Origin of the sequence: Buttiauxella gaviniae, from assembly GCF_040786275.1 — a bacterium.
GTDB lineage: Bacteria > Pseudomonadota > Gammaproteobacteria > Enterobacterales > Enterobacteriaceae > Buttiauxella > Buttiauxella gaviniae_A.
Window position 1 is genome coordinate 2,700,865 of record NZ_JBFMVT010000002.1, and the last position, 23,810, is coordinate 2,724,674.

Annotated in this window: 17 protein-coding genes; 12 read left to right on the forward strand and 5 right to left on the reverse strand. The window is 50.9% G+C overall.

Going from position 1 to position 23,810, the window contains the following annotated elements:
• Nucleotides 1-48: 48 nt before the first annotated feature.
• The 3 genes from aceE (at nt 49) to lpdA (ending at nt 6,256) form a co-directional block, all read left to right on the forward strand.
• Nucleotides 49-2,712 (forward strand): pyruvate dehydrogenase (acetyl-transferring), homodimeric type, encoded by a 2,664-nt coding sequence (gene aceE, locus AB1E22_RS13185; RefSeq protein ID WP_367595709.1) that lies wholly within the window; start codon nt 49-51, stop codon nt 2,710-2,712.
• A 15-nt stretch (nt 2,713-2,727) separates the two neighbouring features.
• A complete protein-coding gene (gene aceF / locus AB1E22_RS13190) occupies nt 2,728-4,617 on the forward strand; it encodes a pyruvate dehydrogenase complex dihydrolipoyllysine-residue acetyltransferase (protein ID WP_367595710.1) in 1,890 nt (629 codons plus the stop codon).
• Nucleotides 4,618-4,831: 214 nt separating this feature from the next.
• The gene (gene lpdA / locus AB1E22_RS13195) at nt 4,832-6,256 is read left to right on the forward strand and encodes a dihydrolipoyl dehydrogenase (RefSeq protein WP_167455953.1); all 1,425 of its coding nucleotides are present in this window, start codon (nt 4,832-4,834) and stop codon (nt 6,254-6,256) included.
• Nucleotides 6,257-6,304: 48 nt separating this feature from the next.
• On the opposite strand, the gene AB1E22_RS13200 is transcribed toward lpdA, so the two are convergent.
• Together AB1E22_RS13200 and AB1E22_RS13205 are read right to left on the reverse strand one after the other, a co-directional pair.
• Complete coding sequence (locus AB1E22_RS13200; RefSeq protein ID WP_367595711.1) at nt 6,305-7,153, reverse strand: DUF2950 domain-containing protein; 849 nt, start codon at nt 7,151-7,153, stop codon at nt 6,305-6,307.
• Nucleotides 7,154-7,165: 12 nt separating this feature from the next.
• Nucleotides 7,166-8,833, reverse strand: a complete 1,668-nt coding sequence (locus AB1E22_RS13205; protein WP_367595712.1) for a DUF3300 domain-containing protein — start codon at nt 8,831-8,833, stop codon at nt 7,166-7,168.
• A 907-nt stretch (nt 8,834-9,740) separates the two neighbouring features.
• Here AB1E22_RS13205 and acnB point away from each other — a divergent pair.
• Nucleotides 9,741-12,338 (forward strand): bifunctional aconitate hydratase 2/2-methylisocitrate dehydratase, encoded by a 2,598-nt coding sequence (gene acnB / locus AB1E22_RS13210; RefSeq protein ID WP_367595713.1) that lies wholly within the window; start codon nt 9,741-9,743, stop codon nt 12,336-12,338.
• Nucleotides 12,339-12,539: 201 nt separating this feature from the next.
• Nucleotides 12,540-12,905 carry a protein YacL gene (gene yacL / locus AB1E22_RS13215; protein ID WP_367595714.1) on the forward strand — a complete coding sequence of 122 codons (366 nt, stop codon included), beginning with the start codon at nt 12,540-12,542 and terminating at the stop codon, nt 12,903-12,905.
• A 71-nt stretch (nt 12,906-12,976) separates the two neighbouring features.
• On the opposite strand, the gene AB1E22_RS13220 is transcribed toward yacL, so the two are convergent.
• Nucleotides 12,977-13,324 (reverse strand): YacC family pilotin-like protein, encoded by a 348-nt coding sequence (locus AB1E22_RS13220; protein ID WP_367595715.1) that lies wholly within the window; start codon nt 13,322-13,324, stop codon nt 12,977-12,979.
• Between the two features lie 201 nt (nt 13,325-13,525).
• Between AB1E22_RS13220 and cueO the strand changes: the two genes are divergently transcribed.
• On the forward strand, nt 13,526-15,100 hold the full coding sequence (gene cueO / locus AB1E22_RS13225; protein WP_367595716.1) for a multicopper oxidase CueO: 1,575 nt from the start codon (nt 13,526-13,528) through the stop codon (nt 15,098-15,100).
• A 75-nt stretch (nt 15,101-15,175) separates the two neighbouring features.
• On the opposite strand, the gene AB1E22_RS13230 is transcribed toward cueO, so the two are convergent.
• Nucleotides 15,176-17,590 (reverse strand): glucose/quinate/shikimate family membrane-bound PQQ-dependent dehydrogenase, encoded by a 2,415-nt coding sequence (locus AB1E22_RS13230; RefSeq protein ID WP_437178385.1) that lies wholly within the window; start codon nt 17,588-17,590, stop codon nt 15,176-15,178.
• Nucleotides 17,591-17,750: 160 nt separating this feature from the next.
• On the opposite strand from AB1E22_RS13230, the gene hpt reads away from it, so the two are divergent.
• Complete coding sequence (hpt, locus tag AB1E22_RS13235) at nt 17,751-18,287, forward strand: hypoxanthine phosphoribosyltransferase (protein ID WP_034460899.1); 537 nt, start codon at nt 17,751-17,753, stop codon at nt 18,285-18,287.
• 68 nt (nt 18,288-18,355) lie between these two features.
• Here hpt and can read toward each other — a convergent pair whose 3' ends face one another.
• Nucleotides 18,356-19,036, reverse strand: a complete 681-nt coding sequence (can, locus tag AB1E22_RS13240) for a carbonate dehydratase (protein ID WP_367595717.1) — start codon at nt 19,034-19,036, stop codon at nt 18,356-18,358.
• A 164-nt stretch (nt 19,037-19,200) separates the two neighbouring features.
• Here can and AB1E22_RS13245 point away from each other — a divergent pair, with 164 nt between their 5' ends.
• The 5 genes from AB1E22_RS13245 (at nt 19,201) to AB1E22_RS13265 (ending at nt 23,807) form a co-directional block, all read left to right on the forward strand.
• Nucleotides 19,201-20,127 carry an ABC transporter ATP-binding protein gene (locus tag AB1E22_RS13245; RefSeq protein ID WP_367595718.1) on the forward strand — a complete coding sequence of 309 codons (927 nt, stop codon included), beginning with the start codon at nt 19,201-19,203 and terminating at the stop codon, nt 20,125-20,127.
• Nucleotides 20,124-20,894 carry an ABC transporter permease gene (locus AB1E22_RS13250; protein ID WP_367595719.1) on the forward strand — a complete coding sequence of 257 codons (771 nt, stop codon included), beginning with the start codon at nt 20,124-20,126 and terminating at the stop codon, nt 20,892-20,894. The genes AB1E22_RS13245 and AB1E22_RS13250 overlap by 4 nt, the downstream gene beginning before the upstream one ends.
• Before the next feature lie 119 nt (nt 20,895-21,013).
• Complete coding sequence (locus AB1E22_RS13255; RefSeq protein WP_367595720.1) at nt 21,014-21,445, forward strand: PTS sugar transporter subunit IIA; 432 nt, start codon at nt 21,014-21,016, stop codon at nt 21,443-21,445.
• An 84-nt stretch (nt 21,446-21,529) separates the two neighbouring features.
• Nucleotides 21,530-22,780, forward strand: a complete 1,251-nt coding sequence (locus AB1E22_RS13260) for a polysaccharide deacetylase family protein (protein WP_367595721.1) — start codon at nt 21,530-21,532, stop codon at nt 22,778-22,780.
• A gap of 292 nt (nt 22,781-23,072) precedes the next feature.
• Nucleotides 23,073-23,807 (forward strand): winged helix-turn-helix domain-containing protein, encoded by a 735-nt coding sequence (locus AB1E22_RS13265; RefSeq protein WP_367595722.1) that lies wholly within the window; start codon nt 23,073-23,075, stop codon nt 23,805-23,807.
• Nucleotides 23,808-23,810 lie beyond the last annotated feature (3 nt).

Genomic DNA, 23,810 nt, shown 5'->3' on the forward strand with positions numbered 1-23,810 from the left:
CAGGTTCCAGATAATCAACGTATTAGACACAGATAAGGAATACCACCCATGTCAGAACGTTTCCCAAATGACGTGGATCCGATCGAAACTCGCGACTGGCAACAGGCGATCGAATCGGTCATCCGTGAAGAAGGTGTTGAGCGCGCACAGTATTTGATCGATCAATTACTGAGCGAAGCCCGTAAAGGTGGAGTAAAAGTTGCAGAAGGTTCTGCTGCTCGCCAGTACGTAAACTCCATCGCCGTTGAAGATGAACCGGAATACCCGGGGAATCTGGAGCTGGAACGCCGTATTCGTTCTGCTATCCGTTGGAACGCCATCATGACCGTCCTGCGTGCGTCTAAAAAAGACCTCGACCTGGGCGGCCATATGTCCTCTTTCCAGTCTTCTGCAACCGTGTATGACGTGTGTTTCAACCACTTCTTCCGCGCGCGCAATGCGAAAGATGGCGGCGATCTGGTGTACTTCCAGGGCCACATTTCTCCGGGCGTTTATGCTCGTGCTTTCCTTGAAGGCCGCCTGACTGAAGACCAGATGAACAATTTCCGTCAGGAAGTTCACGGTAATGGTCTGTCCTCTTATCCGCACCCGAAACTGATGCCAGAATTCTGGCAGTTCCCGACCGTATCTATGGGTCTGGGCCCAATCGGTGCAATCTATCAGGCTAAATTCCAAAAATACCTGGAACACCGTGGTCTGAAAGACACCTCCGCGCAGCGCGTTTATGCGTTCCTGGGCGACGGTGAAATGGACGAACCAGAATCCAAAGGTGCGATCACCATCGCAACCCGTGAGAAACTGGACAACCTGTGCTTCATCATCAACTGTAACCTGCAGCGTCTTGATGGCCCGGTAACCGGTAACGGCAAAATCATTAACGAACTGGAAGGTATCTTCGCGGGTGCTGGCTGGAACGTTGTCAAAGTGATTTGGGGCTCTCGTTGGGACGAACTGCTGCGTAAAGACACCAGCGGCAAACTGCTTCAGTTGATGGGCGAAACCGTTGACGGTGACTACCAGACCTTCAAATCCAAAAACGGGGCATACGTGCGTGAGCACTTCTTCGGCAAATATCCAGAAACCGCTGCGCTGGTTAAAGATATGTCCGACGACGATATTTGGGCTCTGAACCGTGGCGGCCACGATCCGAAGAAAATCTACGCTGCACTGCGCAACGCGCAAGAAACCAAAGGCAAAGCAACCGTAATCCTTGCGCATACCGTTAAAGGTTATGGCATGGGTGAAACTGCCGAAGGTAAAAACATCGCGCACCAGGTTAAGAAAATGAACATGGACGGCGTGCGTTATGTCCGCGACCGTTTCAATGTGCCGGTGACCGATGCTGAAATCGAAAAACTGCCATACATTAAGTTTGAAGAAGGCAGCGAAGAGTACAAATATCTGCATGGCCAGCGTGAAAAACTGAACGGCTACCTGCCGACTCGCCTGCCAAAATTCACCGAGAAGCTGGAACTGCCTACCCTGGCTGACTTCAACTCTCTGTTAGAAGAGCAGAACAAAGAAATCTCCACCACTATCGCTTTCGTTCGTGCTCTGAACGTGATGCTGAAGAACCCGTCTATTAAAGATCGTCTGGTTCCAATCATTGCCGATGAAGCGCGTACTTTCGGTATGGAAGGTCTGTTCCGTCAGATCGGTATTTACAGCCCGAACGGCCAGCAGTACACCCCGCAGGACCGTGAGCAGGTTGCATACTACAAAGAAGACGAGAAAGGTCAGATTCTGCAAGAAGGTATCAACGAGCTGGGCGCAGGTTCTTCCTGGCTGGCCGCTGCAACCTCTTACAGCACCAACGATCTGCCAATGATCCCGTTCTACATCTACTACTCCATGTTCGGTTTCCAGCGTATTGGCGACCTGTGCTGGGCTGCGGGTGACCAACAGGCGCGTGGCTTCCTGGTCGGCGGGACTTCTGGTCGTACTACGCTTAACGGCGAAGGTCTACAGCACGAAGATGGTCATAGCCATATTCAGTCTCTGACTATCCCGAACTGTATCTCTTACGATCCTTCTTATGCGTACGAAGTTGCTGTGATCATGCACGATGGTCTGGAGCGTATGTACGGTGAGAAACAAGAGAACATCTACTACTACATCACTACGCTGAACGAAAACTACCACATGCCAGCCATGCCGGAAGGCGCGGAAGAAGGTATCCGTAAAGGTATCTACAAACTGGAAACCATTGAAGGTAGCAAAGGTAAAGTTCAGCTGATGGGCTCCGGTTCTATCCTGCGTCACGTACGTGAAGCGGCTCAGATCCTGGCTAAAGACTACGGCGTTGGCTCTGACGTGTTCAGCGTAACGTCCTTCACCGAACTGGCTCGTGATGGTCAGGACTGTGAGCGTTGGAACATGCTGCACCCAACTGAAGAACCACGCGTACCGTACGTTGCTCAGGTAATGAGCGATGCACCAGCAGTGGCATCAACTGACTATATGAAACTGTTCGCTGAGCAGATCCGTAACTTCATCCCGGCAAGCGATTACCGCGTACTGGGTACTGATGGCTTCGGTCGTTCAGACAGCCGCGAAAATCTGCGTCACCACTTCGAAGTGGACGCATCTTATGTGGTTGTTGCGGCACTTGGCGAACTGGCTAAACGTGGCGAAATCGATAAGAAAGTGGTAGCTGACGCTATCACCAAATTCAACATCGATGCAGATAAAGTCAACCCGCGTCTGGCATAAGAGGTAAAGAATAAAATGGCTATCGAAATCAAAGTACCAGACATTGGTGCAGACGAAGTTGAAGTCACCGAAATCATGGTGAAAGTGGGCGACAAAGTTGAAGCTGAACAGTCCATTATCTCTGTGGAAGGTGACAAGGCTTCAATGGAAGTGCCTTCTCCGCAAGCAGGCGTGGTCAAAGAGATCAAGGTTGCGGTGGGTGACAAAGTTGAAACCGGTAAACTGATTATGATTTTCGAATCCGCCGAAGGTGCAGCGCAAGCTGCACCAGCTCCGGCTGAAGAGAAGAAAGAAGCAGCGCCTGCAGCAGCCCCAGCGGCAGCGGCGGCGAAAGAAGTGAACGTGCCAGACATCGGTGGTGACGAAGTAGAAGTTACCGAGATCATGGTTAAAGTTGGCGACAAAGTAGAAGCAGAGCAATCTCTGATCACCGTTGAAGGTGACAAAGCTTCTATGGAAGTCCCGGCACCGTTCGCAGGCGTTGTAAAAGAGATCAAAATTAACACCGGCGACAAAGTGTCTACCGGCTCGCTGATTATGGTCTTTGAAGTCGCGGGTGCTGCACCGGCTGCTTCTGAAGCGAAAGCTGAAGCTGCTCCGGCTCAAGCCGCGCCAGCCGCTTCCGGCTCTAAAGAAGTGAACGTGCCAGACATCGGCGGTGATGAAGTTGAAGTGACTGAAGTGATGGTTAAAGTGGGCGATAAAGTGGCCGCTGAACAATCACTGATCACCGTAGAAGGCGACAAAGCCTCTATGGAAGTCCCGGCTCCGTTCGCGGGCGTGGTTAAAGAAATCAAAATCAATACTGGCGATAAAGTGTCTACCGGTTCCCTGATTATGGTCTTCGAAGTGGAAGGCGCAGCACCTGCGGCTCCAGCAGCTAAGCAAGAAGCTGCCGCCCCGGCCCCTGCGGCGAAAGCTGAAAAACCTGCTGCGGCACCTGCGAAAGCCGAAGGTAAATCTAAATTCGCTGAAAACGATGCTTACGTTCACGCAACCCCACTGATTCGCCGTCTGGCGCGTGAGTTCGGTGTGAACCTGGCAAAAGTGAAAGGGACGGGCCGCAAAGGTCGTATCCTGCGCGAAGACGTTCAGGCTTACGTGAAAGACGCGGTTAAACGCGCTGAAACTGCACCTGCTGCTGCAACCGGCGGCGGTCTACCAGGCATGCTGCCATGGCCGAAAGTCGACTTCAGCAAGTTTGGCGAAATCGAAGAAGTTGAACTGGGTCGTATCCAGAAAATCTCTGGTGCGAACCTGAGCCGTAACTGGGTGATGATCCCGCACGTTACGCACTTCGACAAAACCGACATCACCGATCTGGAAGCGTTCCGCAAGCAGCAGAACGACGAAGCTGCTAAGCGCAAGCTGGACGTGAAGTTCACACCGGTTGTGTTCATCATGAAAGCCGTTGCTGCCGCTCTTGAGCAAATGCCACGCTTCAACAGCTCTCTGTCCGAAGATGGTCAGAAGCTGACGCTGAAAAAATACATCAACATTGGTGTTGCGGTTGATACCCCGAACGGTCTGGTTGTTCCAGTGTTCAAAGATGTGAACAAGAAGAGCATCACTGAACTGTCTCGCGAACTGATGGCTATCTCTAAGAAAGCTCGCGATGGCAAGCTGACCGCAGGCGAAATGCAGGGCGGTTGCTTCACTATTTCAAGCCTTGGCGGTATCGGGACAACTCACTTCGCGCCAATCGTTAACGCGCCAGAAGTGGCTATCCTGGGTGTCTCTAAGTCTGCAATAGAGCCAGTCTGGAACGGTAAAGAGTTCACGCCGCGTCTGATGATGCCGATGTCTCTTTCCTTCGACCACCGTGTGATTGACGGTGCTGATGGTGCGCGCTTTATCACCATCATCAACAACATGCTGGCCGATATTCGCCGCCTGGTGATGTAAGCCAAAAAGCCGGCCTTTCGGTCGGCTTTTTTCTGGTAATCTCATGATGCTGTTTGAGATTCTCAGGTGCAAAAATACAAATCGTTTGCCGTTTGTTGTTTCAAATTTGTTAACAATTTTGTAAACTGCGGGCGGATAGAACGTCCCGGTGGATGATGGGCGTTAAGACATAAAAATGACGTCAGACCCGCCGGAAATAAATTAAGAGGTCATGATGAGTACTGAAATCAAAACTCAGGTCGTCGTACTTGGGGCAGGCCCGGCAGGTTACTCTGCTGCATTCCGTTGCGCTGATTTAGGTCTGGAAACCGTAATTGTTGAACGTTACAGCACCCTCGGTGGTGTTTGCCTCAACGTTGGCTGTATCCCTTCTAAAGCCCTGCTGCACGTTGCTAAAGTTATCGAAGAAGCGAAAGCTTTGGCCGAGCACGGTATTGTTTTCGGCGAGCCGAAAACTGACATCGACAAAATCCGTACCTGGAAAGAAAAGGTTATCAACCAGTTGACTGGTGGCCTGTCCGGTATGGCAAAAGGTCGTAAAGTTAAAGTGGTGAATGGCCTGGGTAAATTTACCGGCGCTAACACCCTGGTTGTTGAAGGTGAAAATGGTCCAACGACTATCACTTTTGATAACGCAATTATCGCAGCGGGCTCGCGTCCGATTCAGTTGCCATTCATTCCGCATGAAGATCCACGCGTATGGGATTCTACCGACGCACTGGAACTGAAATCCGTACCAAAACGCATGCTGGTTATGGGCGGCGGTATCATCGGTCTGGAAATGGGTACCGTGTACCATGCGCTGGGTTCAGAGATTGACGTGGTTGAGATGTTCGACCAGGTTATCCCTGCTGCCGACAAAGACGTGGTGAAAGTCTTCACCAAGCGTATCAGCAAGCAATTCAACCTGATGCTGGAAACTAAAGTGACTGCGGTTGAAGCCAAAGAAGATGGCATCTACGTCACAATGGAAGGCAAAAAAGCACCGGCAGAACCACAGCGTTACGACGCGGTTCTGGTAGCAATCGGCCGCGTACCTAACGGTAAGCTGCTGGATGCGGGCGCTGCTGGCGTTGAAGTTGACGACCGCGGTTTCATTCGTACCGATAAGCAAATGCGCACTAACGTGCCGCACATCTATGCTATCGGCGACATCGTTGGCCAGCCAATGCTTGCGCACAAAGGTGTTCACGAAGGTCACGTTGCGGCTGAAGTTATCGCGGGCATGAAGCATTACTTCGACCCGAAAGTGATTCCTTCTATCGCGTACACCGAACCAGAAGTTGCATGGGTAGGTCTGACCGAGAAAGAAGCGAAAGAAAAAGGCATCAGCTACGAAACCGCCACTTTCCCGTGGGCTGCTTCTGGCCGTGCTATCGCTTCCGATTGCGCAGACGGTATGACCAAACTGATTTTCGACAAAGAAACTCACCGTGTTATCGGCGGGGCAATTGTCGGGACTAACGGCGGCGAGCTGTTGGGCGAAATCGGTCTGGCTATCGAAATGGGTTGTGACGCTGAAGACATCGCGCTCACCATCCATGCGCACCCGACTCTGCACGAGTCTGTGGGCCTTGCTGCTGAGATCTTCGAAGGTAGCATCACCGACCTGCCAAACCCAAAAGCGAAGAAGAAGTAATCGCCTGATGGGTAAGAAAAAAGCGGCTTAGGCCGCTTTTTTTATGGCTTATTGCTGCTCTTCCTGCCAACTTTTGTCCGGGTTAAACTGCTTTATCTCAGGCACTTTTTCAGCCGTCTGCTCGCCTAAATCTTTCTGATAAACAATCCCCTGATTATTCACCATAAAGGTGGCGATCCCGGTCTGCCCGTATTCCACAGGCCAGGCGATTAACGCATAGCCATCCGCCATTTTCCCGTCAGCGATATAGTTTTTTTCGCCGCCCGGTGCCTCCGCACCCTGCGCCGTAAGAATACGGAAGTGATAGCCGTGATAACCCATTCCAGGCTGAACCGGGCTGAAACCTGGGCCGAGTGGGCTAGGGGCTTCACCAGGTGAGACCGGCCAGTACAAGCCGTCTTTTTTACCTTCACTGCTGACAAATTTCTGGGCATATTGTTTAGCCAACTGATAATAATCCTGCTGCGCCGCCACAAAAGCGTGGATCGCCTGAATCGCAGAAAGCTCGTTCAGACCGATAGTGCGCGTAAGTATCTCATCTGCGGCGCGTTGCATATCGAAATGCCAGCCCGCTTGTGTTTTCACCATCGGAATCGGCAGTTGCCAGTTTTCTTGCCCGACGTTCAGATGCGCAGTATCGCCTTTTTCTTCAATGTTATGGCTGACTTTCCAGTCACGAATAAATCGCGCGACGGCTTCCGGATCGGCCTTATCATCAGGAAGATACTGCTGCCAGTTATCGCCTAGCACCTCCGTGAGCGCGGTTTTATCCTGATTGATAACCGCGTTAGCAAATGAGGTGGCAGCCTGTTCTGGTGTAGTGAATTGCTGCTGGGCCTGCGCTAAGGCAGGCAACATCAACATGACAAGTGCACATAACTTCATACGATTTTTCATGATGCCTCCCCGTTAACGACGATGAAATTCACGATGTTCAGCCGCACGCTCTCTGGCAGGCGCTCGATTTTCGTGGCTAAACGAGGAACGATTAAGACTCTGCTGCCCTCGCTGGCTTTGTGCCTGCCAGGAAGGAGAGCGGCTGTCATTCCCACTTAGCGCATTAGATCGTGATGATGCTGCGCGTTGCAGACGCTGTTCCTGGCTGAGAGAGTTGTTACTGCTACGATGCTGCTGTGCAGTCTCCCGGTGCTGTTGTTGCTGTGCGGTTGGATGGTTGACCTGGTTTTTGACGTTGTCCCTACGCTGCTGCTGCTGAGGCGTTGTGGAGTGGTTGAACTGCTCTTTCGCCGCGTTTCGGCGAGCGTCAGTGCTTTGCGAATCATAACCACGATAATTATTACGCTGGGCAATTTGGTCCAGTTGTTGTGATGAAGCCTTACGCTGGATATCACGCGAAGCCAGTTGCGGCGCTGCTGCGTCAATTTTCCCTTTGCTCTGCTGCAACTGCGTGGCTGCCGCCTGACGCTGGGCATCACGGTTGGCTGGCGTATTTTGCGTAGCACTCAGCCCACCAGGGACATTGGTCTGGTGATAACGCTGAGCGACTGCACTGTTCTGATACGGAACGCCATCACGGAACGCCGGGTTATGCTGCCAGTTTAGATTGTTATTCTGGAGGTTTTGCCCAGAAATATGGTTGAAATTATTAACGTTATTAATATTGATGTTATTGCCGCCGCCTCCACGATAGCCGTCATCATGATGGTGGTAATCGTCATCGTGGTGGTGATCATCATCCCAGTCGATGTTACTGAACAGCGCATAAGTGGTGGCAACACCCAGGCTAAAACCGAAACCACGCACCAGGCTGTCGGTGAACTGCTGCCCTGGAGGGGGCGGGAGATACACTGGCGGGTAGGCGGTATTTGGCCAGGTACCGTATACCGTTGTGGGATTGTAGTTTGGGACATACACCACCTGGGGGTCGGCTGGCTCGATTTTAATGACTGTTGTTGCAGGTGCAGGCGCAACGGTTTTTGATGACGAGGAGCTGGTGCTGGCGGGCGCATTTACCGTAGTGTTCTGATTTACCGTTACGGGCGTTGTGGTTACGGTTTGCTGCGGCGTCGATTTCAGTGAGCCGGTTTGCTGCGCGAGCGTACGCAATTTCTGAACCGCATCCATTACCTCTTTCGGCTGCGCTAAAAACGCATCCCCCAGATTTTGCACCCATTCCGGATTTTCTCCCATTAACGCCATTAACTGTGGGAAGGCAACGAGGGATTTTACACTCGGATCCCACGGCTGGTTCGACACGGCTTTAATTGCCGCATCCCCTTGCAACGTCGGGTTATCCCGTGACCATTGTACCGCCTGAACGACATTGGCCGGATAAGTTGACGCCATTAACACCTGCGATAACAGTGAGTCAGGGTACAGCGCAACCGGGGCAACCCACTGGTCGAGCTGCGCGGTAGTAAAGGACGGAGCAACGGCTGAAGTAGGGACAGGTACTGCGGCTTGTGGAGTTGCCGGTGCTGGCTGAGCGGTTGGCGCGGGTTGCGATGCAGGTGTAGGTTCGGCGGTCTGGCTTTTCACAAACAGAATGCCAGACAGCGCTAAAATTCCGGCGCTACACACGAGGGTGAGAATATGAGGCTTGAATGGCAACTTCATTTAACTTCTCCTGGTATTCAGAAGTGGAGAGCTGTGCCGGGAGGCGGTGTTTGCGGCGAGTATAGAGAGCTGACAGTTTAATTTTTGACTTAAACGGTGATTCTTGCCGGAAATGTTATTCGGATAGGGGAAATTATGTGTGCAATGATTACAGGGCAGCGATGCAGAGCTTCGGCAATCTTAAAAGGCCACTCTTGCGAGCGGCCAGTAGCTTAATTGCCCAAATTCAGCACGAACAGAACCGTGATATCAGAAATATTCCAGCCACCATGATTCAGCGCTATTGCCGAACCGAACACAAGGATAAGCGTGTAGAGCAGACGCATTTCCATTGCGTAATTCCATAGCAACTACGGAGGTTCCTTCTCCACCGGGAAAGGCAGAACCAGGCAAGTGTTTTGGAGCTTGCCACGTAGCGTTAAGGAACTGCTTCCAGGTCCGGTGACTGGTTGCTACACCAGCGAAACAGACCGGTACCGAATCTAAAGTAAAGTTAACCGCCTGGAAATCAGTATTTAGATTTTGCAGCGCGTTACATCAGTTTTTCGATAGCAGTACGCAAAATCTACAGTTGCTATTGCACTCAAACTTTTTTGTGGGCAATATTTCTCTCGTTTGGGGCTTGCCACATACTTTTCCTCATCTTGTGCTACCATTTTGAGGAGACAAACTAACCGCCGGAAGGCGGTTTTTTTGTGCCTGAAAGTCATATCGAAACGTAATATTTTGCCCTTAACGATTCAGCAAGTATTTAATGTTGCTTTTTTGTAAACACATTCACCCTCCCTGAAAATCCTGCTATGCTGCCCGTCGCGGAACCGGGCATTGACCCTACAAACTGCTGTCTCACAGGAGCGTGAAGAGAATAGCCGGAACCGAAATGACAATGAGAGCGAGGAGAACCGTCGTGCTAGAAGAATACCGTAAGCACGTAGCCGAACGTGCTGCAGATGGGATTGTTCCAAAACCTTTAGAAGCATCCCAAATGGCCGCACTGGTCGAGCTGCTGAAAGCCCCACCAGCGGGTGAAGAAGAATTCCTTTTAGATCTTATTACCAATCGTGTTCCGCCAGGCGTTGATGAAGCCGCCTACGTTAAAGCCGGTTTCCTGGCAGCCCTTGCTAAAGGTGAAGTCACTTCCCCGTTAATCTCCCCTGAGAAAGCTGTAGAACTGCTGGGCACCATGCAGGGCGGTTACAACATTCATCCGCTGATTGACGCGCTGGATAGCCAGAAACTTGCACCGATTGCCGCGAAAGCGCTTTCCCATACGCTGCTGATGTTCGACAACTTCTATGATGTAGAAGAGAAAGCCAAAGCCGGGAATATCCACGCGCAGCAGGTTCTGAAATCCTGGGCCGACGCGGAGTGGTTCCTGTCGCGTCCGAAACTTGCCGAAAAAATCACCGTTACCGTTTTCAAAGTTACCGGTGAAACTAACACCGATGACCTGTCTCCGGCGCCTGACGCCTGGTCCCGCCCGGATATCCCTCTGCACGCGTTGGCGATGCTGAAAAACGCCCGCGAAGGTATCGAGCCGGATCAAGCTGGCAGCGTGGGTCCGATCAAACAGATCGAAGCTTTAAACAAGAAAGGTTTCCCGCTGGCCTACGTTGGCGATGTTGTGGGGACCGGTTCTTCACGCAAATCCGCCACCAACTCCGTGCTGTGGTTTATGGGTGACGACATCCCTAATGTGCCGAATAAGCGCGGCGGCGGTGTGGTTCTGGGCGGTAAAATTGCGCCAATCTTCTTTAACACTATGGAAGATGCCGGCGCGCTGCCAATCGAAGTGGACGTGAATAACCTGAATATGGGCGATGTGATCGACATCTATCCGTATAAAGGCGAAGTGCGTCACCACGAAACCAACGAATTAATCGCGAACTTTGAGCTGAAAACCGATGTGTTGCTGGATGAAGTTCGTGCGGGTGGTCGTATTCCGCTGATCATCGGTCGCGGTTTGACGACCAAAGCGCGTGAAGCGCTGAGTCTGCCGCACAGCGAGGTATTCGTTAAGGCGAAAGATGTGGCTGCCAGCACGCGTGGCTTCTCGCTTGCACAGAAAATGGTTGGCCGCGCCTGCGGCGTAGCAGGTATTCGCCCGAACCAGTACTGCGAACCGAAAATGACGTCTGTGGGTTCACAGGACACCACCGGTCCAATGACCCGTGATGAACTGAAAGACCTGGCCTGCCTGGGCTTCTCGGCTGATTTGGTGATGCAGTCCTTCTGCCACACAGCGGCGTATCCTAAGCCGGTCGATGTGACCACTCACCACACGCTGCCAGACTTCATTATGAACCGCGGCGGCGTGTCGCTGCGTCCTGGCGACGGTGTTATCCACTCCTGGCTGAACCGCATGCTGCTGCCTGATACCGTGGGCACCGGTGGCGATTCCCATACCCGTTTCCCAATCGGGATTTCCTTCCCGGCGGGTTCTGGTCTGGTGGCGTTTGCGGCGGCAACCGGCGTTATGCCGCTGGATATGCCTGAGTCGGTACTGGTGCGCTTCAAAGGTAAAATGCAGCCGGGTATCACCCTGCGCGACCTGGTTCACGCCATCCCGCTTTATGCGATCAAACAAGGTCTGCTGACCGTTGAGAAGAAGGGTAAGAAAAACATCTTCTCGGGTCGTATCCTGGAAATCGAAGGTCTACCAACGCTGAAAGTTGAGCAGGCGTTTGAACTGACCGATGCTTCTGCAGAGCGTTCTGCGGCGGGCTGTACCATCAAATTAGATCGTGAGCCGATCGAAGAGTATCTGAACTCCAACATCGTGCTGCTGAAGTGGATGATCGCAGAAGGTTATGGCGATCGTCGCACCCTTGAGCGCCGTATTCAGGGCATGGAAAAATGGCTGGCCGATCCGCAACTGATGGAAGCCGATGCCGATGCGGAATACGCTGAGATCATTGAAATCGATCTGAACGATATCAAAGAGCCAATTCTGTGCGCACCAAACGATCCGGACGATGCGCGTCTGCTGTCTGATGTGGCTGGCGAGAAAATCGATGAAGTGTTTATCGGTTCCTGCATGACCAACATCGGCCACTTCCGCGCGGCGGGTAAACTGCTCGATAGCCACAAAGGCCAACTGCCAACTCGCCTGTGGGTGGCTCCGCCAACGCGTATGGATGCCGCTCAGTTGACTGAGGAAGGTTACTACAGCGTGTTTGGTAAGAGCGGGGCGCGTATCGAAATCCCAGGCTGTTCACTGTGCATGGGTAACCAGGCGCGTGTGGCTGACGGCGCAACCGTGGTTTCAACGTCTACGCGTAACTTCCCGAACCGTTTAGGTACCGGGGCTAACGTCTTCCTGGCTTCCGCAGAGCTGGCCGCAGTGGCTTCCCTGCTGGGCAAACTGCCAACGCCTGACGAATACCAGACCTTTATGGCACAGGTCGATAAGACCGCGGTAGACACCTACCGTTACCTGAACTTCGACCAGCTTTCCCAGTACACCGAGAAAGCAGACGGCGTGATTTTCCAGACTGCCGTTTAAAATCCAGATACCCTCACTCTCTTTTCGCCCTCTCTCTGTGGGAGAGGGCCGGAGTGAGGGCTTCATACGACTCACACCCTCATATCCTTTTATTTCCCAATCCTTCTCTTTACCACGCTGTTTTTCGCGCACTTTGCTGCGATAATTACTCTATACGCTAAGGGGCACTGAGCTTCCCAAGGCAAGGTAGAGGAAAACACCATGGAATATGAATTTTTACGCGACGTCACAGGACTTGTGAAAGTGCGTATGTCGATGGGTCACGAAGTTGTGGGCCATTGGTTTAACGAAGAAGTAAAAGATAATCTTGCCCTGCTCGATGAAGTCGAAGAGGCAGCAAATTCAGTGAAGGGTAGCGAGCGCCAGTGGCAGCGTACCGGGCATGAATATACGCTGTGGCTCGACGGGGAAGAGGTGATGATCCGCGCTAATCAACTGGAAATTTCAGGTGATGAAATGGAAGAGGGGATGAACTACTACGACGAAGAGAGTTTATCTTTTTGCGGGGTTGAAGATTTTATGCAGGTCATTAACGCCTATCGCGAATTTGTTGCGCAGCACCGATAATCTTTTTCCAGTGCGTGTCCCAAAAGCCTGGTTGGGAACTTTTGGGACGTCGCCATAACACTCAAAAACGCTTACTTCACGTAGGCAAGTAAGCTGAGCGAGTCTCTTGCGAGGGACTTACATTTGTTCGCCGTCGGAATCCCAATCCCGCTTAGATCGCGGTAACTGTCTTCACCCAGCGCTTTCATATTAAAACTATCGTAATTGCTCAAATCCCACTGGTTTTGTTGGGCAAAAAAGACCAGGGCGCGACGAATTTGTCCGTTAGGCAGGTTTTGGTAGCCACAATCATTTTTCAGGAACACAAACACCGCAGTAAGATCGGCCATATCTTCTGCTTCGGATTCGCTAAGTGCCTGACTGCTGGTGGAAAAAGCCAGCAACAACCCCAGCAATAATGCCCTCACTCCCATCTTCATCACATCTACCACTTTTTATCAGATACGAAACGTTATCACAGTTAAATGAGACGCGACGAGATTTATTCATCGCTCTAAACCCTTTAGCATTTGAGTGCAGCCAACACCCCTGCCGCTTGAAGGATGATGGGTAAAACTTGACCTTCCCGTAAGGGGAGGGTTTATGCTCATTAGCACGCCTGCTAATGAAAGGAACTGAATATGCATCGCCGTGATTTTCTAAAATATTCTGCTGCTATTGGCGCATTTAGCGCGCTGCCGCTCTGGAGCCGAGCGGCATTGGCCGCCGATAGACCCACATTACCGATCCCCGGACTTCTCTCCCCAGATGCAAAGAATAGCATCCGTTTAACGGTGCAAGCGGGCAAAAGCACCTTCAATGGAAAAACTGCCACGACCTGGGGCTATAACGGCAACTTATTGGGGCCAGCTTTGCAACTGACACAGGGCGAAGCGGTGACCGTTGAGATTAATAATAGCCTGGCAGAAGAAACCACGGTGCACTGGCACGGTTTAGAAATTCCCGGTGATGTTGACGGTGGGCCGCAGGGGGTGATTGCCTCAGGCGGCAAGCGCACCGTGAAATTTACCCCGCAACAACAGGCGGCAACCTGCTGGTTCCACCCGCACCAGCACGGTAAAACCGGCCATCAGGTCGCGATGGGTCTTGCAGGCCTGGTATTAATTGAAGATAACGAAAGCCGTGCGCTGCGCCTGCCGAAACAGTGGGGCATCGATGATGTACCGCTGATTATCCAGGACAAGCGTTTTGGCGCTGACGGGCAAATTGATTACCAGTTGGATATGATGAGCGCCGCCGTAGGCTGGTTTGGCGACACCCTGTTGTGCAATGGGGTGACTTATCCGCAACATGCGAATCCGCGTGGCTGGTTGCGTCTGCGTCTGCTGAACGGTTGTAACGCCCGTTCGCTGAATATTGCCGCGAGCGATAACCGCCCGCTGTATGTCATCGCCAGCGACGGCGGTTTACTGGCAGAGCCGGTTAAAGTCACCGAACTACCGATGCTGATGGGCGAGCGCTTCGAAGTGCTGGTGGATACCCGCGATGGAAAAGCGTTTGATATCGTCACGCTGCCGGTGAAACAAATGGGAATGACGGTTGCGCCTTTCGACAAACCGCAGCCAGTGGCGCGCATCCAGCCGCTGAGGATTCAGGGCTCAGGCGAACTGCCGGATAAACTGGTTAACATCCCTGCGCTCCCTAATCTTGATGGAATGACCGAACGCTGGCTGCAACTGATGATGGATCCCATGCTGGATATGATGGGCATGCAGGCGCTGATGGAAAAATATGGCCCGCAGGCGATGGCGGGCATGAACATGGCCGGGCATGGCAATATGGGGAATATGGGGCACGGAAATATGAACCATGGCGGCATGAATCACGGCAAAATGGGGGCAGGTTTTGATTTCCTCCATGCCAACAAAATTAATGGCAAAGCGTTTGATATGAATACCCCGGCGTTTGCTGCTGAGAAAGGCAAATACGAGAAATGGACGATTTCTGGTGAAGGCGACATGATGCTGCATCCGTTCCATATTCACGGTACGCAGTTCCGTATTCTGAGTGAAAACGGCCAGCCGGTTGCGGCTCATCGCCAGGGCTGGAAAGATACGGTTCGAGTAGAAGGCGGGCGCAGTGAAGTGTTAGTGCGTTTTGATCATGCTGCTTCGAAGGATCAGGCGTATATGGCGCACTGCCATCTACTGGAACATGAAGATACCGGCATGATGCTTGGGTTTACGGTGGCGTAAAAAAGGCGGATGAACAGAAGTCTGTTCATCCGCCAGTTTCGTAGGTCGGATGGCGCTGCGCCATCCGACTGTTTTTTACTTCGCGCCGTCCGGCAAAGCATAAGCGACAATATAATCGCCCATCTTCGTACCGAATGAACCGTGACCCCCTGCGGAAATCACCACGTATTGCTTACCGTTTACTTCATACGTCATCGGCGTTGCTTGCCCACCGGCTGGCAGACGCGCTTCCCAAAGTTTGTCACCATTGCTCATGTTATAGGCGCGCAGATAGTTGTCTGCGGTTGCGCCAATAAACAGCACGTTACCCGCCGTAGAAATCGGACCGCCCAGCATCGGCATCCCCATTTTAAACGGCAGTGGAAGCGGTGAGCTGTCGCGCACGGTGCCGATACGTTTTTTCCATACCACTTCGTTGGTTTTCAAATCTACCGCAGAAATGTAGCCCCACGCCGGTTGCTTACACGGTAAGCCAAACGGAGAGAGGAACGGATTAAGTGTTACGCCATATGGCACGCCGTACTGCGGCTGAATGCCTGATTCAGACCCGGTACCTTTTGCATCTTTCGGCGGCTCCATCGGGTTGCCAGGGCCGCGCGGCATCAGCTTAGAAACAAACGGCAGCGCCATTGGGTTAGCAATCGCGACCTGGCGGTTTGGATCGACAGAAATCCCGCCCCACTCAAACATGCCCAGGTTACCCGGGAACACCAGCGTGCCTTGCTCAGACGGCGGTGTGAAGATGCCTTCATAACGCAGTTTGTGGAAGATAATGCGGCAGACCATCTGGTCGTAAAGGGTCGCACCCCACATATCCGCCCCGCTGAGATCTTTCTTCGGACGGAAGCTCAGGTCGGAGAACGGCTGAGTGGGAGTCACATAATCGCCTTTAGCAGCACCTTGCGGCACCGGTTTTTCCGGAGCCGGAACCACCAGTTTGCCGTCACGACGATCCAGCACAAAGATGTTGCCGGTTTTCGCTGGGGCATAGATGACCGGAATCACGTTACCGTTCTTATCGCTGATATCCGCAAGCGTGGGCTGGGAAGGCATGTCCATATCCCACAGGTCATGGTGAACCGTTTGATATGACCAGGCCAGTTTCCCGGTTGTGGCATTCAGCGCCACAATGCTGCTGGCGTAACGCTCTTGCTCCGGCGTACGGTTACCGCCCCAGATATCTGGCGTGGTGACGCCCATCGGCAGATACACCAAATCCAGCTTCGCATCATAGGCCGCAGGTGCCCATGAGTTAGGTGAGTTCACGGTAAAATGATGCTCGTCCCCTGGAATGGTATTCGGATCTTTCGCGCCCGGGTCGAAGGCCCACAGCAGTTTGCCGCTGTTCACATCAAAGCCACGGATCACGCCAGATGGCTCGCGCGTTGAGTAGTTGTCCGTTACGGCACCGGCAATCACAATCACTTTATCGGTGATAATTGGCGGCGAGGTAGGCTCGTACATACCCGGCGTAGTCACCGGCATATTGGTTTGCAGATTCAGAATGCCTTTGTTAGCGAAGCTTTCGCAAAGCTGGCCGTTATCGGCGTTAATGGCAAACAGGCGGCCATCATTCACCGGAAGAATGATTCGGCGTGGGCAGTCTGAAACTCCATCCGGAGTTGCGTTATCCGCTGTCGCTTCGTGGTAAGAAACGCCACGGCAGGTAACGTGCTGGAACGATGGGTTGGTATCCAGACGCGGATCGAATTTCCACTTCTGCTTACCGGTTGCCGCATCCAGCGCAAACAGTTGCTGGTGCGCGGTACACAGGTAAAGCGTGTCGCGAATTTTAATCGGCGTGACTTCGTTGGTGATTTCACCCGGATCGGTTGGGCGTTTTACATCACCAGTCTGGAAAGTCCACGCTTCTTTAAGCTGACCGACGTTTTTATCGTTGATCTGTTTTAAAGGAGAGTAGCGTTGCCCTTCTTGATTACGACCATACGCCGGCCAGTCGGCGTCAGGAATGGTGGAAGAGGAGGCCGCTGAAATTTCATTGCTGCTCAGCGTGCCATTGATTTCCTGCGGATCGTTAAATACCGCCCATGCCAGTGCAACCACGGTAATCGCAAGTACGGCACCCAGCGCTGGAGCCGCACCCGCAGACGGTAGAATCAGATGACGATAAACAAACGGCAGCAGAAGCCATACGCCGAAGAAGAACAGCACGTCTAAACGTGGCGTTAATGCCCAGAAATCGAAACCGACTTCCCACACGCTCCACGCCACGGTGCAAAGCAATAATGCGGCGTAGAGCCAAAGTGCCAGAGCTTTGCGTTGCCAAAGTAACCATGCGGTGATGAGCATCACCACGCCTGCAATTGGGTAGTACCATGACCCACCAATTGCCACTAACCATATCCCGCCAATAAATAAATACAGCCCCGTCAATACCGCAAAAAGGGCTGTTAAGGTCGCGATTACCCGCGAACCTGAGTTAGTTGTTTTCACAATTATCACGCTCTTAAAAGTTTGATAGCAATTCATTATAGTTATTAACAACTGTGATATTCATCACATAAATGGCTTTTTTACCAATTGGGCACGGGAATGGGTTTTGCTGTTATACTGCTGGCCTGAATATTTTGTGTTGGCTTAAAATTAACCAACATTAAATGATTTATTTTTAAATCATATGGTTATAACTATGAAACATACTGTTGAAGTGATGATCCCCGAAGCGGAGATCAAAGCCCGTATCGCTGAGTTGGGTCGTGAGATCACTGAACATTATCGTGATAGCGGTAGTGATATGGTGCTGGTTGGCCTGCTGCGTGGCTCATTTATGTTCATGGCGGATCTGTGCCGTGAAGTGCAAGTGCCTCACGAAGTCGATTTTATGACCGCTTCCAGCTACGGCAGCGGCATGTCCACCACCCGCGATGTGAAAATCCTCAAAGACCTCGATGAAGATATTCGCGGCAAAGACGTGCTGATCGTCGAAGATATTATCGATTCCGGTAATACCCTGAGCAAAGTGCGTGAAATTCTTAGCCTGCGCGAGCCTAAGTCGCTGGCTATCTGTACGCTGCTTGATAAACCTGAACGCCGTGAAGTGGACGTAAACGTTGAGTGGGTAGGTTTCGCCATTCCTGACGAGTTTGTGGTGGGTTATGGTATTGATTACGCTCAGCGTTATCGCCATCTGCCTTACGTCGGCAAAGTAGTGCTGTTGGACGAGTAATTTGTCGGGTGCCGTAAGCTTACGCGACCAATGAAAAAGGGCCATTAAGGCCCTTTTTGCTATCTGTCTTACTGGGAAGGTGTTCTATTCTTGTGGCTGCGATGGGAGTTCTGAAGGTTCGAAATCCCGCTGCGATAACGCTGCTCGAGTGATTCGCGGGTGGTGGCGGTCACTTCCAGGTCACGCAGGCGGCCATCGTGAATACCATAAGCCCAGCCGTGAATGGTGACTTTCTGGCCGCGTTTCCACGCTGATTGCATGATGGTGGAGTGGCCGAGGTTATAAACCTGCTCCATCACATTCAGCTCGCAAAGCGTATCAAGGCGTTGTTCCGGCGGGAGTTCTCCCAACAGGGAACTATGCTTGAACCAGATATCGCGGATGTGCAGCAGCCAGTTGTTGATAAGCCCTAAATCAGGATTCTCAACCGCCGCTTGTACACCACCGCATCCGTAGTGGCCGCAGATAATAATGTGTTCGACTTCAAGAACATCTACCGCGTACTGCACGACAGAAAGGCAATTCAAATCCGTATGAATGACCAGGTTTGCCACATTACGGTGAACAAACAACTCGCCAGGCTCAAGGCCGGTCAATCGTTCAGCGGGTACACGACTATCAGAACAGCCAATCCACAAGAAGCGAGGTTTTTGGGCTTGAGACAAACGTTCAAAAAAGCCCGGGTCTTCGTCCTCCATCAGTTTTGACCAGACCTGGTTATTGCTGATGAGGGTATCAATGTCTTTCATGGAGGTTAACAACCTGTAACAGAAGAAGTGCGTTGAGGTAATATAGGGGAACTGGATAAATTTTAAAACTGCTATCCCCGTCATACTTCAAGATGTTGAGGTATTGGCTGTCATTCGAATTACTCAGGTTTAACTTTTTGTACCGGACAAGGTAACTGCAAATAATGACCATTGCATTAGAACTGGAACAGTTAACGAAAACCTATCCCGGCGGTGTTCAGGCGCTGCGCGGCATAGATCTTCGTGTTGAGGCAGGGGATTTTTACGCCCTCTTAGGGCCTAACGGCGCGGGCAAATCCACCACAATCGGTATTATCAGTTCGCTGGTAAATAAAACGTCGGGTCGCGTGCGTGTGTTTGGCTATGACCTGCAAAAAGATATTGTGAATGCCAAACGCCAGCTTGGCCTGGTGCCGCAGGAATTTAATTTCAATCCGTTTGAAACGGTACAACAAATTGTTGTTCATCAGGCGGGCTATTACGGTGTGGAACGTGGCGAAGCCATCGCTCGTAGCGAAAAGTATTTAAAACAGCTCGATTTGTGGGAAAAACGCAACGAACGTGCACGCATGCTCTCCGGTGGCATGAAACGTCGTTTGATGATCGCCCGCGCTTTGATGCATGAGCCGAAACTGCTGATCCTTGATGAACCGACCGCAGGCGTCGACATCGAACTGCGCCGTTCGATGTGGGGCTTCCTAAAAGATCTGAACGACAAAGGCACCACTATTATTTTGACCACTCACTACCTGGAAGAAGCCGAAATGCTGTGCCGCAATATCGGGATTATTCAGAACGGCGAGTTAGTCGAAAATACTTCAATGAAATCATTACTTTCTAAGCTGAAGTCTGAAACTTTTATCCTCGATTTAGCGCCAAAAAGTCCGCTGCCAAAGCTCGATGGCTACCAGTATCGCCTGGTAGACACTTCAACGCTTGAAGTGGAAGTGCTACGCGAGCAGGGAATCAATAGCGTATTCAGTCAGTTAAGTTCACAAGGTGTTCAGGTAATCAGTATGCGTAACAAAGCTAACCGCCTTGAGGAGTTGTTTGTCACGCTGGTTAACGGTCCAAAAGGAGACCAGGCATGATGCATCTCTACTGGGTGGCGTTAAAAAGTATCTGGACCAAAGAAATTCACCGTTTCACGCGTATCTGGATTCAAACCCTGGTTCCGCCGGTCATCACCATGACCCTCTATTTTATTATTTTTGGCAACCTGATTGGCTCGCAAATCGGCTCAATGCATGGATTTACCTACATGCAATTTATCGTGCCGGGGCTGATCATGATGGCGGTGATCACCAACTCTTATGCCAACGTCGCCTCTTCATTCTTTAGTGCGAAATTCCAGCGCAACATTGAAGAGCTGCTGGTCGCGCCGGTTCCGACGCACATTATCATCGCGGGTTATGTTGGCGGTGGCGTGGCGCGTGGCCTGTGCGTTGGGGTGTTAGTGACGGCGGTTTCCCTGTTCTTTGTTCCCTTCCACGTTCACTCCTGGCTGTTTGTGGCGTTAACGCTCTTGCTGACGGCAATTCTGTTTTCGCTCGCGGGGCTACTGAATGCGGTGTTTGCCAAAACCTTTGACGACATCAGCCTGATTCCTACTTTCGTGCTGACGCCGCTGACCTATCTGGGTGGTGTGTTCTACTCCCTGACGCTACTCCCGCCGTTCTGGCAGGCGCTGTCCCACCTCAACCCGGTGGTATATATGATTAGTGGTTTCCGCTATGGCTTCCTGGGGATTAACGATGTGCCGCTACTGTTCACCGTCTGCGTGCTGGTGGGCTTTATCGCAGCCTTCTACATTCTGTGCTGGTATCTGATTCAACGTGGGCGCGGCCTGCGGAGTTAATGTGACGTACCTCCCCGAAAGGGGAGGTCAAACCGCAGTTTTCTTGCCCAGTTTTGATTAGCATCACGCCGCCAACTTTCTCCTCTGGCACACTTGCCGTCTGCGAAAAGGAGAACGCCATGTTAGGTTGGGTTATTGCCGGTCATGACTACTACGCTCAGGATATGCTGGATGCAATTGAGCGCCGTTTTGGGCCGCAACCGCAGTGCCGTGCGGTAAATTTCTGGAAAGGGCTGAGCACCAACATGCTGAGCCGAATGATGTGTGATGCGCTCTACAGTTGTGATTCCGGCGACGGGGTCATTTTTCTGACGGATACCAACGGGGCGGCGCCTTATCGTACCGCGGCGTTGATGAGCCACCAGCATTCCCATTGTGAAGTCATTTCTGGCGTCACGCTGCCGGTGTTGTTTGCGATGCGTGCGCACCGCGAAACGCTAACCAGTGAAGCGTTCCGCAATCTGATTGTTGAGCAGGGCGGCGATGAACTCACCAGCCTTTGGCATCAACAGCAAAAAAATCCCCCGTTTGTGCTACTCCACCAATATTAATTTGAAAGATTGGTATTGGGTGGGCTTTTGCTAGAATGAGCCCTTCTTCTCATCACTGAGATACTGAGAACTATCAAACTCTTTATGCTAAATCGCCTTATCTTTGCCGCATTAATGTTGCTCGTTGGCATCAGCGCCAATGCCAGCCTGCTCAGCAGCCATCACACTCCCGCGCAGTATATGCAAACCACAGAAGATGCCGATATTTGGGCACAGGTGGGGGATAAAGTCATCTCAGTCGGCACCATTCAGGAAGGGCAAATTCTGGCGGTGGTGCCTACTGCGGCTGACTATTACGAGTTTAACTTTGGCTTCGGCACAGGTTTTATTGATAAAGCCCATCTTGAACCGGTAGCAGGTAAGCAGCGCGTGGAAGACCGTCTGGGGGATCTGAACAAGCCGCTGAGTAACCAAAACCTGGTGACCTTCCGGGATGTTGCCGTGTATAACGCACCCGATAACGGCAGCGCGCCGTTTGGTACGCTGGCCGACAATATTCGTTATCCTATTCTTGCCAGCCTGAAAGACCGCTTAAACCAAACCTGGTATCAAATCCGTATTGGCAATCGCCTTGGGTATGTCAGCAGCCTGGATGCACAGCAGGATAATGGCATTCCGGTGCTAACCTATCACCACATTTTGCGTGATGAAGAGAACACCCGTTTCCGTCATACCTCAACCACGACATCGGTTGTGGCATTCAGCAACCAAATGACCTGGCTGCGTGATATGGGCTACACCACGCTAACCATGTACCAGCTCGAAGGCTATGTGCGTAATCGCATGAACCTGCCCGCGCGTTCGGTGGTGATCACCTTTGATGACGGCCTGAAATCGGTTTATCGCTATGCCTACCCGATTCTTAAAGAATATGGTTTTAAAGCCACCTCTTTTATTATTTCATCGCGCATAAAAGCCCACCCGCAAACCTGGAACCCGAAGTCTCTGCAATTTATGAGTATTTCAGAATTACAGGCAAGCCAGGATGTGTTTGATATTCAGTCACACACGCACTTTTTGCATCGGGTAGGCGCTAACCGCCAGCCGATACTTTTAAGCCGCAGCTACCGCAATATCCTGCTCGATTTTGAGCACTCAAGAAGGGCGTTGTCGCAGTTCAATCCACACGTTTTATATCTTTCTTATCCGTTTGGCGGATATAACGATAACGCGTTGAAAGCGGCGAACGATGCAGGGTTCCATATGGCGGTCACGACGGTGCGCGGGAAGGTGAAGCCGGGAGATAATCCGTATTTGCTTAAACGGCTCTATATTTTGCGTACGGATTCGCTGGAAACGATGTCGCGGCTTATTACCAATCAACCAAAATCGTGAAATAATAATTGCTAAAGAAAGCTCATACTTTACAAGTGCTCTAATAGATAATTTTATCAAGCCTGAAAATATCACATGCCGTATTTTCAGGCTTTTTAATGTCTGAAAGAAAACATACTATTTTGACCACAAAAAGGAACAAGGCTGTCACAAGCTGTACATTAAACAAACGATTGATTTTGTTTTTATCTACAATATATCTGTGTATATAACAAGTGCAGTAAAAAAATCCATTTTTATGAAATTAGATTCATAATATAATAGGGAGGATTAGTATTCTAAGAGCGGTGTTATGTGTTCTGGTACAGAAAATAGATATATCCTTGATGGTATTTATATTTTTAATCCTTCAAGTCTGACTATCCTTAATAACGAGACAAACGAACTCGTTAAGATACACAACACTTCAGCAAAGTGTCTTTTGCTTCTGATAGAAAAACACGCCACAATTGTTACGCAAAAACAATTACTCCAGTATGCATGGGAAGAAAAGTCCAATACGGTTACACATAATGCACTGTATCAATGCATTTTAAATCTACGTAAAAATTTTATGCAGTTAGGTTGTACTAAAAACATTATTACTACTGTTCCTCGAAAAGGTTTGATGATCGCTGAAGATATATCGATTCTTATTCAGGATGAACTCGATAAGAAAGTTACTACTCCGCTCAGCCAACCCCAGAAAAAGAAGCGTCTCTCTATGATGCTAATGTTCGTTTGTATAGTATTAACTATACTCAGTATCTGTTTGGCCTTGGTTTATAAAAATAAAACCACCGATTTTCGTGAGCTATATACCCAAGTGAAATTGGATGAGAAGTCATGCAAATATTTTATCAATCGTGACAATGGTTTTGAGAAAAAAGAGATTGAGATGTTATTGCAGCATAATACTTTATGTAAAGATAATAAGTTTTTATTTGTTACCGCATATAGTGAAATGAAAAGTAAATCTGTTCTTATTTGCGATAATATCCCTGGTGAGAGCCGGAAAACAAAATGCATCTCTCTTTATTTACCGTGAGAT

Coding starts and splice junctions, on each gene's coding strand:
- AB1E22_RS13205 (WP_367595712.1), bottom strand. CDS start 8,833: ATGAAGTTGCCATTCAAGCCTCATATTCTCACCCTCGTGTGTAGCGCC.
- AB1E22_RS13245 (WP_367595718.1), top strand. CDS start 19,201: ATGACCATTGCATTAGAACTGGAACAGTTAACGAAAACCTATCCCGGC.
- AB1E22_RS13255 (WP_367595720.1), top strand. CDS start 21,014: ATGTTAGGTTGGGTTATTGCCGGTCATGACTACTACGCTCAGGATATG.
- AB1E22_RS13250 (WP_367595719.1), top strand. CDS start 20,124: ATGATGCATCTCTACTGGGTGGCGTTAAAAAGTATCTGGACCAAAGAA.
- AB1E22_RS13230 (WP_437178385.1), bottom strand. CDS start 17,590: ATGAATTGCTATCAAACTTTTAAGAGCGTGATAATTGTGAAAACAACT.
- cueO (WP_367595716.1), top strand. CDS start 13,526: ATGCATCGCCGTGATTTTCTAAAATATTCTGCTGCTATTGGCGCATTT.
- yacL (WP_367595714.1), top strand. CDS start 12,540: ATGGAATATGAATTTTTACGCGACGTCACAGGACTTGTGAAAGTGCGT.
- can (WP_367595717.1), bottom strand. CDS start 19,036: ATGAAAGACATTGATACCCTCATCAGCAATAACCAGGTCTGGTCAAAA.
- aceE (WP_367595709.1), top strand. CDS start 49: ATGTCAGAACGTTTCCCAAATGACGTGGATCCGATCGAAACTCGCGAC.
- lpdA (WP_167455953.1), top strand. CDS start 4,832: ATGAGTACTGAAATCAAAACTCAGGTCGTCGTACTTGGGGCAGGCCCG.
- AB1E22_RS13200 (WP_367595711.1), bottom strand. CDS start 7,153: ATGAAAAATCGTATGAAGTTATGTGCACTTGTCATGTTGATGTTGCCT.
- hpt (WP_034460899.1), top strand. CDS start 17,751: ATGAAACATACTGTTGAAGTGATGATCCCCGAAGCGGAGATCAAAGCC.
- AB1E22_RS13260 (WP_367595721.1), top strand. CDS start 21,530: ATGCTAAATCGCCTTATCTTTGCCGCATTAATGTTGCTCGTTGGCATC.
- aceF (WP_367595710.1), top strand. CDS start 2,728: ATGGCTATCGAAATCAAAGTACCAGACATTGGTGCAGACGAAGTTGAA.
- AB1E22_RS13265 (WP_367595722.1), top strand. CDS start 23,073: ATGTGTTCTGGTACAGAAAATAGATATATCCTTGATGGTATTTATATT.
- AB1E22_RS13220 (WP_367595715.1), bottom strand. CDS start 13,324: ATGAAGATGGGAGTGAGGGCATTATTGCTGGGGTTGTTGCTGGCTTTT.